17 protein-coding genes and 4 tRNA genes are annotated in these 14,889 nt (G+C 71.9%); 7 read left to right on the top strand and 14 right to left on the bottom strand.

Annotation, left to right across the window (positions count from 1 at the left end; genetic code table 11):
* The 4 genes from ASF35_RS17515 to ASF35_RS17500 all read right to left on the bottom strand — a co-directional run.
* Nucleotides 1–1,141: metallophosphoesterase (locus tag ASF35_RS17515; RefSeq protein ID WP_200931798.1), on the bottom strand; the 1,141-nt coding region annotated here is incomplete at its 3' end.
* A 67-nt stretch (nucleotides 1,142–1,208) separates the two neighbouring features.
* Nucleotides 1,209–1,967 carry a sirohydrochlorin chelatase gene (locus tag ASF35_RS17510; protein WP_055970569.1) on the bottom strand — a complete coding sequence of 253 codons (759 nt, stop codon included), beginning with the start codon at nucleotides 1,965–1,967 and terminating at the stop codon, nucleotides 1,209–1,211.
* A gap of 178 nt (nucleotides 1,968–2,145) precedes the next feature.
* The gene (locus ASF35_RS17505) at nucleotides 2,146–3,828 is read right to left on the bottom strand and encodes a nitrite/sulfite reductase (RefSeq protein ID WP_055970567.1); all 1,683 of its coding nucleotides are present in this window, start codon (nucleotides 3,826–3,828) and stop codon (nucleotides 2,146–2,148) included.
* 292 nt (nucleotides 3,829–4,120) lie between these two features.
* On the bottom strand, nucleotides 4,121–4,741 hold the full coding sequence (locus ASF35_RS17500) for a hypothetical protein (protein ID WP_156368089.1): 621 nt from the start codon (nucleotides 4,739–4,741) through the stop codon (nucleotides 4,121–4,123).
* A 133-nt stretch (nucleotides 4,742–4,874) separates the two neighbouring features.
* Between ASF35_RS17500 and ASF35_RS17495 the strand changes: the two genes are divergently transcribed.
* Genes ASF35_RS17495 through ASF35_RS17485 form a run of 3 tightly spaced genes read left to right on the top strand, consistent with a single transcriptional unit; the run spans nucleotide 4,875 to nucleotide 6,687 of the window.
* A complete protein-coding gene (locus ASF35_RS17495; RefSeq protein ID WP_055970563.1) occupies nucleotides 4,875–5,750 on the top strand; it encodes a YihY/virulence factor BrkB family protein in 876 nt (291 codons plus the stop codon).
* A gap of 11 nt (nucleotides 5,751–5,761) precedes the next feature.
* Nucleotides 5,762–6,163 (top strand): DUF4333 domain-containing protein, encoded by a 402-nt coding sequence (locus ASF35_RS17490; RefSeq protein WP_156368088.1) that lies wholly within the window; start codon nucleotides 5,762–5,764, stop codon nucleotides 6,161–6,163.
* Nucleotides 6,164–6,165: 2 nt separating this feature from the next.
* Nucleotides 6,166–6,687: a hypothetical protein gene (locus ASF35_RS17485; protein ID WP_055970558.1), complete on the top strand. Its 522-nt coding sequence runs from the start codon at nucleotides 6,166–6,168 to the stop codon at nucleotides 6,685–6,687.
* 268 nt (nucleotides 6,688–6,955) lie between these two features.
* Here the strand turns inward: ASF35_RS17485 and ASF35_RS17480 are convergent, their stop codons facing one another.
* From ASF35_RS17480 to ASF35_RS17460, 5 genes are all read right to left on the bottom strand, one after another.
* Nucleotides 6,956–7,162, bottom strand: a complete 207-nt coding sequence (locus ASF35_RS17480; RefSeq protein ID WP_055970555.1) for a hypothetical protein — start codon at nucleotides 7,160–7,162, stop codon at nucleotides 6,956–6,958.
* 52 nt (nucleotides 7,163–7,214) lie between these two features.
* Complete coding sequence (locus ASF35_RS17475; RefSeq protein ID WP_055970553.1) at nucleotides 7,215–7,484, bottom strand: hypothetical protein; 270 nt, start codon at nucleotides 7,482–7,484, stop codon at nucleotides 7,215–7,217.
* A gap of 424 nt (nucleotides 7,485–7,908) precedes the next feature.
* A tRNA-Val gene (locus ASF35_RS17470) sits at nucleotides 7,909–7,980 on the bottom strand.
* A 34-nt stretch (nucleotides 7,981–8,014) separates the two neighbouring features.
* Nucleotides 8,015–8,085: transfer RNA gene (locus ASF35_RS17465), tRNA-Cys, on the bottom strand.
* Nucleotides 8,086–8,110: 25 nt separating this feature from the next.
* A tRNA-Gly gene (locus ASF35_RS17460) sits at nucleotides 8,111–8,182 on the bottom strand.
* Between the two features lie 93 nt (nucleotides 8,183–8,275).
* Between ASF35_RS17460 and ASF35_RS17455 the strand changes: the two genes are divergently transcribed.
* From ASF35_RS17455 to ASF35_RS17445, 3 genes are all read left to right on the top strand, one after another.
* Complete coding sequence (locus ASF35_RS17455) at nucleotides 8,276–9,112, top strand: aminotransferase class IV (RefSeq protein ID WP_055970551.1); 837 nt, start codon at nucleotides 8,276–8,278, stop codon at nucleotides 9,110–9,112.
* A gap of 52 nt (nucleotides 9,113–9,164) precedes the next feature.
* Nucleotides 9,165–9,236 (top strand) — tRNA-Val (locus ASF35_RS17450).
* Nucleotides 9,237–9,309: 73 nt separating this feature from the next.
* The gene (locus ASF35_RS17445; RefSeq protein ID WP_200931797.1) at nucleotides 9,310–9,795 is read left to right on the top strand and encodes a YbaK/EbsC family protein; all 486 of its coding nucleotides are present in this window, start codon (nucleotides 9,310–9,312) and stop codon (nucleotides 9,793–9,795) included.
* Between the two features lie 63 nt (nucleotides 9,796–9,858).
* Here ASF35_RS17445 and ASF35_RS17440 read toward each other — a convergent pair whose 3' ends face one another.
* The 5 genes from ASF35_RS17440 to ASF35_RS17420 are packed head-to-tail and all read right to left on the bottom strand — an operon-like array spanning nucleotide 9,859 to nucleotide 13,114.
* On the bottom strand, nucleotides 9,859–10,062 hold the full coding sequence (locus tag ASF35_RS17440) for a hypothetical protein (protein ID WP_055970547.1): 204 nt from the start codon (nucleotides 10,060–10,062) through the stop codon (nucleotides 9,859–9,861).
* Nucleotides 10,063–10,081: 19 nt separating this feature from the next.
* Nucleotides 10,082–10,474 carry a hypothetical protein gene (locus ASF35_RS17435; RefSeq protein ID WP_055970545.1) on the bottom strand — a complete coding sequence of 131 codons (393 nt, stop codon included), beginning with the start codon at nucleotides 10,472–10,474 and terminating at the stop codon, nucleotides 10,082–10,084.
* A 53-nt stretch (nucleotides 10,475–10,527) separates the two neighbouring features.
* The gene (locus tag ASF35_RS17430) at nucleotides 10,528–11,127 is read right to left on the bottom strand and encodes an acetoacetate decarboxylase family protein (protein WP_055970544.1); all 600 of its coding nucleotides are present in this window, start codon (nucleotides 11,125–11,127) and stop codon (nucleotides 10,528–10,530) included.
* Nucleotides 11,118–12,539, bottom strand: coding sequence for an NAD(P)/FAD-dependent oxidoreductase (locus ASF35_RS17425; protein WP_055970542.1), 1,422 nt, complete (start codon nucleotides 12,537–12,539; stop codon nucleotides 11,118–11,120). Before ASF35_RS17425 ends, ASF35_RS17430 begins: the two co-directional genes overlap by 10 nt.
* Nucleotides 12,536–13,114, bottom strand: a complete 579-nt coding sequence (locus tag ASF35_RS17420) for a TetR/AcrR family transcriptional regulator (RefSeq protein ID WP_162237371.1) — start codon at nucleotides 13,112–13,114, stop codon at nucleotides 12,536–12,538. The genes ASF35_RS17425 and ASF35_RS17420 overlap by 4 nt, the downstream gene beginning before the upstream one ends.
* A 56-nt stretch (nucleotides 13,115–13,170) precedes the next feature.
* On the opposite strand from ASF35_RS17420, the gene ASF35_RS17415 reads away from it, so the two are divergent.
* A complete protein-coding gene (locus ASF35_RS17415) occupies nucleotides 13,171–14,880 on the top strand; it encodes a GMC oxidoreductase (protein ID WP_055970538.1) in 1,710 nt (569 codons plus the stop codon).
* Nucleotides 14,881–14,889 lie beyond the last annotated feature (9 nt).

Genomic DNA, 14,889 nt, shown 5'->3' with positions numbered 1-14,889 from the left:
TGCCGAAGCCGAGGACGGCGTTGCCGGTGCGCCAGGTGGAGGCGTCGAAGCCGGGGGTGTTCCAGGTGGTGGGCAGGGTGGTGTTGTCGTAGCGGTAGGTCCACGCCGACCCGGCACCGACCAAGGTCGTCGGTGTCGTCGTGGGGGGCGGGGTGGTGCCGCTCGTCATGTCGTAGGCGAGGGTGAAGGCGCTGTCGGCGTCGGTCTCGTAGCGGGCGAGCGTGGGGGAGTAGGTGGCGGCCGTGATCGTGTCGGCCGCCGGATCGAACCGGTAGGTGCGCAGCCAGCCGTCGCCACCGTTGGGGCGGTCCTGGTAGTCGGACAGGATCTGCTGCACCGGGCGGCCGCAGGCGTTGGCGTCGGCGCGGCGGGCCTCGGTGCGGTCGGGCCCGTCGTGCCAGTGGCCGTTGACGACCAGGAAGATCTGGCAGCTCGGCTGCACCAGCTCGTCCCATACCTGCTGCGGCGTGTTGGCGCCGGCGTCGGTGCGGGTGGTCGTGGTGGAACGACCGCCGGCGGTGTGGATGAACGAGTGGGTGGACAAGATCACCCGGTGCTCCGGGTGCGCGGCGAGCACGCCTCGCGCCCAGACCAGGACGGCGTCGGTGGGGTCGTACTCGAGGCTGAGGAGCATGAAGTCCATGCCCGAGCGCTCGAACGTCACAGCGCTGTTCTTGTTGCCCCGGTACCCCTCCACGTAGGTCGCGTCGGGCCCGTTCCAGGACGCACCGGTGTACCTCGAGGCCGGGAAGCTCGCGTCGTACCGCTCGGCCTCGCCAGTGCTCACGTCCATGTCGTGGTTGCCGGGCAGCACCGCGCTGGGCACGCCGGCGTCGTCCAGCACCTTCATGGAGGTCGACGCCCGTGTCCACTGCTCGGGGATCGGGTGCGTCTCCACCAGGTCGCCCACCTGCGCCACCACTGCGACGTCGAGGTCGTCGGCCTGGTCGGCGATCCACTGCGTCTGCGCGGTGGCGGTGGCGGCGTAGGTGCTCGAGACGGTGTAGCCCTGAAGGTCGGGCAGGACCACGACGGTGAAGGAGGCGTCGGCCTCGGCGCCCGCGGCCGGCGGCGTCGCGCGTGGTGCGACCCCGACGAGCAGACCGCCCGCGAGCAGGAGCGACAGGAGCAGGGGGGTCACGCGCAGAGGGGTCCTCACGTCTGAGAGAGACGTGAGGACCCCGATCGTGACGCGGTGGGTGCAGCGACTACGTGAACAGCGCGTCGAACGACACCAGCTGGACGGCGCCCACGGCGTAGCGCGCCAGGATGACCTCGGCGATCTCCTCGTCGACGCCGAGCGGCTCGGCCACGGCCACGGCACCGGCCTCGTAGGCCAGCTCCTTGACGCGGTCGGGCAGGAAGCCCGGAGCCAGCATGAGCTGGCCGACCGCGATGTTGCGACGCCCGTCGGCCCGGTGGGCCCGGACGGCCTCGCCGGCGGCGGGGGGCGCGCTCGATGCGAACGCGGCGATCGTGGGGAGCTTGTGGTGGGCGCCCCAGGCCCGGGCAGCGCGCGCGATGGTGGCGTTGGCGATGGCGTCGGAGGAGCCGGCTCCCGCGAGCACCAGAGCATCCAGCTCCCGGACCCGGTTCTCGCGCAGCACGTCGCGCAGCCGTCGGTCGAGCACGCGGAAGAACGCGGACTCGATGCCGAGCACGTCGGTCACCTGGATCCGGATCCCGTCGTGCCGCGCCCGAGCGGCCTCGGCGGCCTCGGGCACGTCGACCTTCGCGTGGTAGGCCTCGGTGAGCAGGAGCGGCACGAGGACGATCTCGCTGTGCCCCTCGGCCACGAGGCGGTCGACGACGCTGTCGAGGCTCGGCTCGGAGTGGTCGAGGAACGCCGTCGTGACGCGGAGGTCGGGACGCATGCACGACACGAGCTCCGTCAGGGCAGTGATGGTGGCGGCGGACCGCGGGTCGCGGCTGCCGTGCGCCAGGGCGATCAACGCTGGTGCAGTCATGCTGTCCTCCTTCCAGAGGGCTCGGTCGTGCTGGGTGGGTTGGGGGAGAGGATGCCGATGAAGCCGAGGCGGAAGGCCCGTTGACACGCTCGGCACTCCCACTCCCCGTGGGTCTCGCCGTGCGGCCGCAGGTCCTCGTCCGCGCAGTACGGGCAGTGGAACGGCGTGGCCCTGCCTGTCATCGCAGGACCTCCTCGTCGGCGCGGGCGACCCAGCGGGCGAAGGACTCGTCGCCGTCGCGCTGCTCGAGGTAGGTGCGCGAGAGCTTCTCGACGTAGTGGGGGAGCTGCTCGCCGGTGACCTTGTGGGCGCGGAGCTTGCGGCCGAACCCGGCCTCGAGCCCGAGGGCGCCGCCGAGGTGGACCTGGAAGCCCTCGACCTGCCGGCCCTGCTCGTCCAGGACGAGCTGGCCCTTCAGGCCGATGTCGGCGGTCTGGATGCGGGCGCAGGAGTTCGGGCAGCCGTTCACGTTGATCGTGATCGGCGAGTCGAGCTCGGGCACGCGCTGCTCCAGCTCGTCGACCAGGTCACGGGCACGCGCCTTGGTCTCGACGATGGCCAGCTTGCAGTACTCGATGCCCGTGCAGGCCATGGTGTTGCGGCGCCACTGCGAGGGCCGGGCGTACAGGCCGAGGGCGGCGAGGGCGTCCACGAGCGACTCGACGCGGTCCTCCTCGACGTCGAGCACGACGAGCTTCTGCATCGGCGTCGTGGCGACGCGGTCGGAGCCGTGCGCCTCGACCACGTCGGCCACCTGGTTGAGCAGCGTGCCGGAGATGCGACCGACCGTGGCCGCCACGCCCACGTAGTACCGGCCGTCCTTCTGGCGGTGCACGCCCACGTGGTCGACCGGGGTGGTGGGCACCTCGGGGGCCTCGAGGTCGACGAGGGAACGCTCGAGGTACTCGGTCTCGAGCACCTCGCGGAACTTCTCGATGCCCCAGTCGGCCACGAGGAACTTGAGCCGCGCACGCGAGCGCAGACGTCGGTATCCGTAGTCGCGGAAGATGCTGACGACGCCCTCCCACACCTCGGGCACCTCGTCGATCGGGACCCAGACGCCCACCCGCTGGGCGAGCATCGGGTTGGTCGAGAGCCCGCCACCGACCCAGAGGTCGAAGCCCGGGCCGTGCTCGGAGTGCTCGGCGCCGATGAAGGCGATGTCGTTGATCTGCGGGACCACGTCGTGTCCGGGGTGGCCGCTGATCGCGGACTTGAACTTGCGCGGGAGGTTGGAGAACGCGCGGTCGCCGATGTAGCGGCTCTCGATCGCCTCGATGGCCGGACGGCCGTCGATGATCTCGGCCTCGCTGATGCCGGCCACGGGGGAGCCGAGGATGACGCGGGGGCAGTCGCCGCACGCCTCCTGGGTGGAGAGTCCGACGGACTCCAGGCGCTCCCAGATCGTCGGCATGTCCCGGACGTCGATCCAGTGGTACTGCACGTTCTGACGGTCGGTCAGGTCGGCGGAGTCGCGGGCGAACTCCACGGAGATGTCGGCGATCGTCCGCAGCTGCCGGAGGTCCAGCTGGCCGCCGTCGACGCGGACGCGGAGCATGAAGTAGCGGTCGTCGAGCTCCTCCGGCTCGAGCGTCGCGGTCTTGCCGCCGTCGATGCCGGCCTTGCGCTGCGTGTAGAGGCCCCACCAGCGGAAGCGGCCCCGCAGGTCGCCGGGGTCGATGCTGTCGAATCCGCCGTGGGCGTAGATGTTCTCGATGCGGGCGCGCACGTTGAGCGGGTTGTCGTCCTTCTTGGACTGCTCGTTGGCGTTGAGGGGCTCGCGGTAGCCGAGCGCCCACTGGCCCTCACCACGGCGACGACGTGCCGTGCGTGCGGGGGGCGGGGTGGTGCTCGAAGTCATGAAGGTCCTCGGGGAGAGGACGCACGACGGTCGCGTCCGACGGACGGTGTCGTCGCGCGTCGCGGAAGGGTCAGCGGGCGCGCGGATCAGCGACAGATCATCGTGTGCGCGCGGCCTAGGTCCACGTGGAGACGCTCCACGAGCCAGACGGTCTGCGCGATCAACATGCGGACAGTCTGGTCAGGTCGTGGACGGGCCCACAACTGGAATGTCCATCATCTGGACCATGTGTCCAAAATATGGAACCCGGTGAGCGTTCCGCCTGGAACGGCAGGTGGATGCGTGACCTGAGTCACGCAGCGTGCGGGGACACCCAGGAGACCACGAAGGTGCCCAGCGCCGTCCCCACGAGCACCGCCGCGGCCACCACGAGAGCCACGGGCCAGGCGACGACCCCGGCGACGGCGAGCCCCAGCAGGGCGCCCGGGTGCGCCGCGGCCGCGAGTCCCACGCCCAGCACCGCCCCGGAGGTGACCGGCCCGGCGGCGGCCCAGGCCACGGCGCCGGTGTCGGCCGCCAACGTGGTCCACGCCAGGACGAGTCCGGCCACCAAGCCCAGCACCCCACCCGTGAGGAGGCCGGGCTCGTCCCACACGAGCGATCCTCCGGGCAGGTCGAGTGAGGTGACCGCCGCGCCTGCTGCCACGGCTCCGACCACCTGGGCGGCCAGCGTCGGCAGGACTCCGCCCACCGCGGCGCGGCCGACCAGGGTCAAGGAGACCAGCTGCGCCGGCCCGGTGAGGGCGAGACCCGAGGTCTCCGAGGTGTCGTGGAAGCCGGCCAGCCAGGCGGCGGCCACGGCGACGACCGCCACCGCGGCCACGGCCGTGGCCGGATCGGTGGCCCGCAGCGACCAGGCGGCGACCGCGGTCGTGAGGGCCGCCGTGACGGCAGCGACGGCGAGCGGCTTCACGCGCACGCCCCGGACGGGCGGGCGGCGCGGGCCCGTTCGACGCGGTTCCGATCGGCGCCGTCCCGATCGACGTGAGGGATCGCCTGGCGCGACGGTGCGCAGCGGAGGGGATGCATGTCGATACCGTAGGGCCATGGCGGCTGAACGGGTAGCACGCCCGGCGGCTGTCGACCTGCTGGCGCGGGTCACGGCACGCACCGTGTCGCGCTGCATCACCCACCGGGTCACCGGGCTCGCGGCCGAGGCCGCGTTCTTCGCGATCCTGTCGTTGCCGCCGCTCGTCTTCGGGCTCGCCGGCACGATCGGCTTCGTCGCGGAGCGTTACGACGTCGCGCAGGTCGACGTGCTCAAGGACCGCGTGCTCGACCTGTCGTCGCAGGCCCTGACCCAGGGCACCGTCGACCAGGTCATCGCGCCGACCCTGGACGAGGTGCTGAGCTCGGGCCGCATCGACGTGGTGTCCATCGGCTTCGTGCTGGCCCTGTGGTCGGGGTCGAGGGCGCTCAACGTCTTCCTCGACACGATCTCGATCCTCTACGGGCTCGGCGGGGTGCGCGGCATCGTCAAGACCCGCGCCCTGTCGTTCTCGCTGTACGTGGTGGCGCTGGCGCTCGCGATCATCGTGGTCCCGCTCGTCCTGGCCGGGCCGGAGGTGGCGGCCTCGATCGTGCCCTCCCAGCTGTCGGTGCTGGAGCCGCTGTACTGGCCGGCGGTGCTGCTCGTCTCCGTGGGGTTCCTCGCGTCGCTCTACCACCTGGCCGTCCCCGTGAAGGTGTCGTGGCGCTCCGGGCTGCCCGGGGCCTTCTTCACGATGGGCCTGTGGATCGGCGGCAGCCTGCTCGTCCGCTGGGCCCTGGGGTTCTCCACGGGCGGCACGTCGATCTACGGCCCGCTGGCAGCTCCGATCGCCGTGCTGCTGTGGTTGTACGTCCTGTCGATCGCGGTGCTCATCGGTGCTGCGATCAACGCCTCGCTCGACGAGCAACGCCACCCCCGCGTCGACCGCTAGGATCGGCGCCTGTGAAGGGTTTGCGGAAGGTGGCTGCGCTCGTCGTCGTGCTCCTGGGCGTGGCAGCGCTGCTGTTCGCCCTGCGGTCCTGCAGCAGCGACGACGACGCCGGTTCCGATCCCGAGTCGACCGCGTCGGCCGAGCCGACCGCGGCCCCGTCGCTGGCGCCGGCCAAGATGTCCACGACCAAGATCGAGCGGACCATCAAGGCGCGTCTGGACCAGAACGCAGGGCGCCCCACTCGCATCGAGTGCCCGGAGCGGGTGGCGCAGAAGATCGGTACCACCTTCGACTGCGAGGTGTTCTTCGACGACGAGCCGGACACGGCCGCGATCGCGACGGCCGCGGTCGAGATCGACGGCCCCGACGGCCACTACGTGTGGACGTCGACGCCGAAGTCGCAGGGGGAGTGACCATGTCCGGTGCACGCAAGGTGCTGCCGTGGCTCGTGCTCACGGTGCTTGTCCTGGCCGGCGGCGTCTTCGGGCTGCGGTCGTGGGTCGGCACCGACGCGGCGTCGGACGACTCCGCCTCGCCCGGTGTGGTGAGCGAGTCGGTCGCGCCGACCCCGTCGGCCGGCCTCTCGGCCTCGCCCACGACGGAGCCGACCCCCAGCGAGACCCCGTCGGCCACGCCGACACCGACGCGGACCACCGCGGCTCCGCGGGCCACGTCCGCTCCGCGTCGCACCGCGGCCCCGGCGCCGCGCACCACCCGCGCCACCGGCGCCGTCGTGGCGCGCATCAGGTCCTCGCTCGACGCCAAGGGCGAGCCGACGTCGGTCTGGTGCCCCCCTCGGGTGTCCGCGGCCGTGGGGACCACCTTCACCTGCACCGTGGCCTACGCGTCCGCCCCGGCCACGGTCATCGCCGACGCGACCGTGCGGATCACCTCCCGCCAGGGTCAGTTCACCTGGCGGTCGAGCTCGCGGTCCTGACCGACGCCGCGCCGTCCTCGGCGCGTCCTCGGCGAAGCTGCGCGATCCCGGACCCCCGCGCGGGGGTCCGGGACCACTGGCACGCGCAGCTGTGGTCTCAACCAACGGTGCTGCCCTGCACGTTCCCCGGCCCGAGGAGTCCGAAACACACCCGGTCCTGGGGTTCGGACGTCTCGGTCGGGCTCCGGCGCAGGACGAGGCCCGAAGGTGCCGGTCGTCACGGCGTTGGAGCGTCGGCCCGTGGCGTCAACCGCAGGCCCCAGAGGGCTCACATCGGTGTGGTGGACTCCGCGAGGGACCTGCCGTCGACGGGTGTCGGCCTGATGTCCAGGCCGGCGGCTCGGGTCGGCTTCTCGACGGAGACGTCGCCGACGTCGTGGAGCGCGCAGACCGGCACGGCGAAGCGCGCGTCGTCCAGCTCCAGCTGCGACAGCGTGGACGCCGTCTCGTGGCAATTGACCTCCGCGCACTTCATGCACCGATGGTGCGCCGGGATCGGCGTTCGCGCCAGTCGCCGTGCCGATCGTTCACCTCCCGGTTGCCAAGGGTCGGGGCGGCGCGGCAGGTCGAAGTCGCGTGGCCGGGAGCCAGTTCAGGACGACGGCGCCCTCGGGCAGGACCATCGCGACGTGGGCCCACCACTGTCCGTCACGTCGCTGCCACGTGATCAGCAGCCCCGGGTAGGGCGCCATGTCCGGGTGCTTCGCGGACGGGGCGACCCAGACGTGCCGGATCCGCTCGGCCCGCTCGAGGTGGTCGGCGGGGGAGCGGTCTCCGTAACGACGGTTGGCGCCCACCGGGCGATCGTAATCGAACAGGTGATCGAATGCGACGGAGCGCCGCTGGACGCAACGAGACGAGAAGGCTCGGGAATCGTCGAGCTTTCGGAGCCTTCCCGTCGTGGGACGTGCGGGTCCGACGCCGGGGCGTGAACGTGGGTGGACCCCCGGCTCGGCATGGGAGTGGGTGAGCCGGGGGTCGTGCGCGCGCAGGTGCATTCCACCATCTGCGCGCTTCACACGCGGTGGGGCGACTGTGAAGCCGTCGCGGGGCGCTGAGGCATGGGGCTGGCGGCGTGGTGCTCGCGGTGTGGGGCGAGCCGGCGCGGGAGTCTCGTGCGGAGAGCCCCACGGCACGTGCCCCGCATGAGCGGACGGATCCGCCGTGGGGAGAAAGACGAGAAGGCCCCGGATTCGGCGAGATTCCGGAGCCTTCTCGAAGTGGGCGATACTGGGTTTGAACCAGTGACCTCTTCCGTGTCAGGGAAGCGCGCTACCGCTGCGCCAATCGCCCGAGGGTGGTGCTGTTCAGTTGGTGCGTCGTGTCGAGGTGGGTACGGGATTTGAACCCGTGTACACGGATTTGCAGTCCGTTGCCTCGCCTCTCGGCCAACCCACCGCTGGATGGGTATGGAGACCCTCCGAGCGGACAACGAGATTCGAACTCGCGACCCTCACCTTGGCAAGGTGATGCTCTACCACTGAGCTATGTCCGCATTCGCACCGTTTCCGGCGCGGGAAGAAACATTAGCCGATGGGCTCCGGCGCACCAAACGGGGGGTCGTCGTCGGCGGGGGTACGGTGGCGACATGCGTGCCTGGGTGGACGGACGAGTCCTCGGATCACCGGAAGAACCGGCCATCAGCGTCCTCGACCACGGGCTCGTGGTCGGCGACGGAGTCTTCGAGACGGTCGCCGTCGACAGCGGGGTGCCGTTCGCCCTCACGCGCCACCTCGAGCGGTTGGCCGGCTCGGCCGCGGGGCTCGGCATCGGGCGCCCCGACCTCGGCCTCCTGCGGGAGGGTGTCGCCGCCACGATGGACGGGCAGGACCTGCCCTTCGGTCGGATCCGCATCACCGTGACGTCCGGCCGGGGCCCCCTCGGCTCGCCGCGGGGCGACCACGGGCTCACGCACGTGGTGGTCACCGAGCCGGCCGAGCGCCCGCCCTCGGTCGCGTCGATCGCCACCGTGCCGTGGCCCCGCAACGAGCGCGGCGCGCTGGCCGGGCTCAAGACCACGTCGTACGCCGAGAACGCGAAGATGGTCGAGGCCGCCCGGGCCGCGGGTGCGTCGGAGGCGGTCATGCCCAACACGCAGGGCCACCTCTGCGAGGGCACGGGGTCGAACATCATGTACGTCCTCGACGGCACGCTGGTCACGCCGACGCTGGCGTCGGGCTGCCTCGCGGGCATCACGCGCGCCCTCGCCCTCGAGTGGCTCTCGGCCGAGCTCGACGTCGTCGAGCGCGACGCACCCATCGAGGTCCTGGCCGACGCCGACGAGGTGGTGCTCGTCGGCACGACCCGCGACATCCAGGCCATCTCCCACGTCGACGGCCGCGCGGTCGGCGCGGTCCCCGGCCCGATCACCCAGCAGGCGCAGGCCATCTGGGCGCGCGAGGCGGCCAAGCACTCCGACCCGTAGGGAACCGAGTGGGACCGTCGTGGAGACGTGCGTTAAGGTTCTGTGCGTCCCCGGGCGATTGGCGCAGTGGTAGCGCGCTTCGTTCACACCGAAGAGGTCACTGGTTCGAACCCAGTATCGCCCACCGACACCGAAGCCCCCGGCCCAGCGCCGGGGGCTTCGTCGTGCGTCCGCCGGGCGCTCCTACGATGGCGGGCATGTCGATCGAGACCGCCCGCGCCCACCTCGCCCGCTTCGGCCGAGGCGACGACGTCGTGGAGACGTCGGGGTCCAGCGCCACCGTCGAGCTCGCTGCCGCCGAGCTGGGTGTCGAGCCGGCACGGATCGCGAAGACGTTGGGCTTCTACGGAGCCGAGCCGGGCACGAGCATCCTCGTGGTGGCGGCCGGCGACGCCCGGGTCGACAACGCGGCGTTCAAGGCCGCCTTCGGCATCAAGGCGCGCATGCTGAAGCCCGACGACGTCGAGGCCCTCACCGGGCACGCCATCGGCGGTGTGTGCCCGTTCGCCAACCCCGATGTCGCCGCCGTGCACCTCGACGCCTCACTACGGCGCTTCGCGTCGGTGTTCCCGGCCGTCGGCAACGCCGCGTCGGCCGTGGAGCTGACGCCAGACGAGCTCGAGGTCGTGGCCGAGCCGGTGGGCTGGGTCCAGGTCACGAAGGACCCCGCGCCGACGTCCTGACACCTTCGGTCGAACCAGGGAGCCAGGACCGATCCGAACGCGTCAGGACGCGCGCGGGCGCGCTCAGGTGGTCTCGGCGGTGCCGAGGGGGTCGAGCCGGGTCCAGCCGCGGTCGGTGTGGCGCTCGAGCCGGAGCCCGCGCCCCTCACCCGCGGACGGGCCCTCGAAGGGGTGGCTGGAGCGCCAGGCCACGGCAGCCTGGTCGTGCTCCAGGGATCGCTCGGCGACGACGTCGCCGTCCTCGGTGGTCAGTCGGTAGTCGGCCATGGGTCCACCGTGCACCGGATCACTCGCCCGTGCACTCCGCGTAGGCCTTGCCGTACTCCTCGGTGTCCTGCACGGGCGACGCGGTCGGCGCCTCGATCTGCTCGCCCGGACGGCCGTAGAGCTCGTCGTCGAACACGATGAGCGGCGGCCCGTCGACGCAGTCCGTCACCTCCTGGACCCCGGCCTCCCCGTCGGCGACGCAGAGGTCGTAGTCGGCCGGGAGGTCGTCCCCGGCCTTCCAGACGCTGGAGCAGTCCGGACCCGTGGGCACGGGCGACGCGCTGGCACTCGCTCCGTCGGAGCCGCGTGGCTGGTCCGAGGGACCGGAGCCGCCCGAGGGCTCGTCCGACCCTCCGGACGTGCAGCCGGCGGCGAGGACGGCGAGGAGCAGGATGCTGGCAAGACGACGCATCCCTCGAGGCTAGGCCATCTCGCGCAGGGTCCTCTCGCTCTGGGCCATCGAGGTCAGGACGAGCGCCGTCCGAAGAGCAGGGCGAAGCGCGGCACGCGCAGGGAGACCACGGGCCTGCGCCCGGAGAGCAGGCCGAGCACGCCGTCGAAGGTCCACGAGGCACGCACCAGCTGGGCGCTCACCCGCCCGCGCACCGGCGTGACGACCGACCGTCCGGCGCGGGCCTGGGCGATGCGGAAGCCGAGCGGCCAGCGTCCGGGGAGCGCCCGGGTGCGCTCGACGGTGGCTGACGCCAGGCCGAGGCCCTCGTGCCGCCGGCCCGGCTCCACGCGGAACTCGGCGAGGTCCTTCGGGATGGCCCACAGCGCCCGGCCACCGTCGCGGGACGCCTCGCTGTCGACCCAGATCCACGGGATCCACACGCGGAACCTCAGCCCACGGCGCACCAGCACCGTCGCCATGATCTCGTCGTAGGTGAGCGGGCTGGGCTCCTCGTACCGGAAGAACGCCGCCGTCACGACCGCTCGGCCGCGGAGGGTGACGATCGTCGTGCCCGGCGGTGGGGCGGGCAGGTCGGCGGCCGGCACGAGGAACACCGACGCCAGGGCCTGGCCGTGCAGGTCCCACGGCTCCGGGGGGTAGGTCACGTCCATGCGAAGTCCTCCGGCTCCACGGTCCGCACGCGCCGGTGGTACGGGTAGGTCGACCCCGGCCAGTTCGACGTGATCCGGCCCGACGGATGGCGGTACCAGCTGTCGCAGCTGCCCCACACGGAGGACTCGAGCCGTTCCTGGACCTGCTGGTCGTACTCGGCCTCGACCTCGGGGCGCACGTCGACCGCCTCGTAGCCGCCGGCCTCCATGCGGTCGAGCACCTGGCGCATGTGCCGGGCCTGCGCCTCGAGCATGTAGATGATCGAGCCACCACCGAGGTTGGTGTTGGGCCCGTAGGAGACGAACAGGTTGGGGAATCCCGGCACGTACATCCCGAGGTGGGCGTGGGCCCCGTCGGTCCAGCGCTCGGCCAGAGGCTCGCCCCCGGCGCCGCGCACGTCGATCGAGCTCAGGAAGTCCTGCGAGTCGAATCCCGTGCCGTAGACGATCACGTCGACCTCGTGCACGGTGCCGTCGGCCGTCTCGACGCCCTGGGGGAGGACCCGCACGATGCGATCGGCCACGACGTCGACGTGGTCGCGCTCCAGGGTCGGGTAGAAGTTGTTGGAGAACAGGATGCGCTTGCACCCGATCGGGTAGTCGGGCGTCAGCAGCTCGCGCAGGCGGGGGTCCTGCACCTGGCGGCGCAGGTGCGCGAGTGCTGCCTTCTGCTCGACCTTGCCGACCAGGCTGCCCTCGTCGAGGCCGCGTGAGAACTGCTCGCCGAACGTCCACCAGAGCGGGCGCTCCAGACGGATGCCCGGTCGCCACCACCGGGGGAGCGGGCCGTCGGGCTTGGGCAGGATGTAGTTCGCCGAGCGCTGGAAGAGCGTGAGGTGGGCGGCGTCCTCGGCGACGTGGGGCACGTACTGGATCGCGCTCGCGCCCACGCCCACGGCAGCGACGCGCTTGCCCGCCAGGTCGACGTCGTGGTCCCAGCGAGCCGAGTGGAACCAGTCGCCGGCGAAGTCCTCGAGGCCCGGCAGGGCCGGCAGGCGCGGCTCCGAGAGCTGGCCGACGGCGCTCACGAGCACGTCGACCCGCTCGACGACCCCGTCGGCGAAGCCGACGTCCCAGGCCTGCTCGTCCTGCTGCCAGTGGGCCGAGACCACCTCGCGGCCCAGCTGGACGCGGGGCGTGATGCCGTACTCGTCGGCGACCCGGTGCAGGTACTCCCGGATCTCCGGCTGCAGCGCGTACCGCTTCGACCACTGCGTGTTGACGGCGAACGAGTAGGAGTACAGGGGCGACGGGACGTCGCACCCGGCACCGGGGTAGGTGTTGTCGCGCCACACCCCTCCGATGTCGTCGCCACGCTCCCAGAGGCGGACGTCGTGGTGGCCGTGCGAGAGCAGCTCCGCTGCCACCGCGATGCCGCCGAAGCCGGAGCCGATGATGCCGACGGATGTCATGACGCCTCCAGGACGTGGACGAGGTGGATGGTGAGCAGGGCGAGGACGTCCTCGCGGGCCAGGGTCCCGCGCTGCAGCCACTCGCGGCACAGAGCCTTCACGTAGGCGGCCGAGGCCCTGAGGCGTGCGCGCAGGTCGGGGGAGTCGGGCAGACCCACGGCGTCGAGCACCAGTCGTGCCGCGCGGTCGTCGGCCTCGTCCACGATCCGCTGCAGGTCGGACTCGCCGCTGAGCTCGGCCGCGCCCGCCGCGGCCACCCAGGCCTGGCCGTAGGTCTGGGCGGCGTCGAGGATCCAGTCCATCGTCACGCGCACGCGTTCCTCGAGCGGCAGGTGCAGGAGGTCGGGCAGCTCGCTGGCCGGCATGAGCAGCGAGTCGCGCATGACGGCGAGGAAGATCTCGCGCTTGGAGCCGAAGTAGTGGTGCAGGAGTCCCCGGGTGACCCCCGCCGCGCGAGCGAGCTCGGCGAGCGAGACGTCGTCGTAGGATCGCTCGGCATACAGCGATCGCGCGGCCTCGACGATCTGGCGTCGCCGGGCGTCGGGCTCGAGCCGGGTGCGGTTGAGGGCGTTCACGGGACGAGTGAACAACGCTATTGGCAAAGTGTCAACAAGCGGGTACGGTGCGGGACATGAAGCACTACGACGTCGTGGTGGTGGGTTCGGGGTTCGGCGGCAGCGTCAGCGCCCTACGACTCACCGAGAAGGGGTATTCGGTCGCCGTCATGGAGGCCGGTCGACGGTTCGCCGACGACGAGCTGCCCGAGACCTCCTGGCGCCTGAGGCGCTACCTCTGGGCGCCGTGGGCCCGGTGCTTCGGCATCATGCGCATCACGCCCCTGAAGGACGTCCTGATCGCCAGCGGTGCCGGCGTCGGCGGCGGTTCCCTGGTGTACGCCAACACGCTGTACCAGCCGCTCGACGGCTTCTACGACGACCCGCAGTGGGCGCACGTCACCGACTGGCGCGACGAGCTGGCCCCGCACTACGACCAGGCCAAGCGGATGCTCGGCGTGGCCACGTACCCCGGCCACACGCTGCCCGACCGGCTCATGGCCGAGGTGGCCCAGGAGCTCGGCGTCGGCGACACCGTGCACGCGGCCGACGTCGGCGTCCTCTTCGGCGACCGGCCCGGCGAGGACGTCGGCGATCCGTACTTCGGGGGCGCGGGACCGAGCCGCCGCACCTGCACCGAGTGCGGCGCCTGCATGACCGGGTGCCGCCGCAACGCCAAGAACACGCTCGTCAAGAACTACCTGTACCTCGCGGAGAGCGCCGGAGCCGAGGTCCACCCCCTGACGACCGTCACCGACGTGCGGCCGCGGACCGGTGGCGGGTACGAGGTGCGCACGCGGCGGACGGGCAACCGGCTGCGCCGACGTCGCTTCAGCGCCGACCACGTGGTCTTCGCCGGCAACGCGCTGAACACCCAGGACCTGCTGCACCGCCTGCGTCGACGGTCGTTGCCGCACCTCTCCGACCGCGTCGGCGAGCTCAGCCGCACCAACTCCGAGGCCGTCCTCTCCGCCCGCGCGAGCGCCAAGGACGCCGACGTCACCCCGGGCATCGCGATCACCTCGTCGTTCCACCCCGACGCCGTGACCCACGTGGAGCCGGTGCGCTACGGCCGTGGCTCCGGGGCCCTCAGCCTGATGAACATGGCGCTGGCCGACCACCGAGGCGGGGGATCGCAGCTGCGCAAGGTGCTGCGCGGCTACCGCGGCCTCGGCCTGCGACGGTCGCTCCGCCTGCACGACCCGCGCCGCTGGGCCGAGCAGTCGATCGTCGTGCTGGTCATGCAGTCGCTCGACAACTCCGTCACCACGTTCCTGAAGCGCGGCCCGTTCGGGCTGCGCATGACCAGCCGTCAGGGCAAGGGCGAGCCCAACCCGTCGCGGATCCCCGTGGCCGACCACGTGGCGCGCGAGCTCGCCGACAAGCTCGACGGCGTGCCGGGCGGCTCCTTCGGCGAGCTGGTCGGCATCCCGCTCACCGCCCACTTCATCGGCGGGTGTGCGATCGGCACGTCGCCCGAGGAGGGGGTCATCGATCCCTACCAGCGGCTCTACGGCCACGACGGCCTCCACGTCGCCGACGGGTCCGCCATCAGTGCCAACCTCGGCGTCAACCCGTCGCTCACCATCACCGCCCAGGCCGAGCGCGCGATGTCGTTCTGGCCCAACAAGGGCGAGCCCGACCCGCGTCCAGCGCTGGGTGAGCCGTACGAGCGCATCGACGCGGTCGCGCCACGGTCCCCGGTCGTGCCCGACGACGCCCCGGGTGCCCTGGTGCTCCCGATGCCGACCGTCAGGCCGGGCGCCCGCGCGCAGGTCGAGGCCTGAACCGACGCG

Origin of the sequence: Aeromicrobium sp. Leaf291, assembly GCF_001423365.1 — a bacterium.
Lineage (GTDB): Bacteria > Actinomycetota > Actinomycetes > Propionibacteriales > Nocardioidaceae > Aeromicrobium.
The sequence above is the reverse complement of the archived record's forward strand: the minus strand, read 5'-3'. Positions and strand labels throughout refer to the sequence as shown.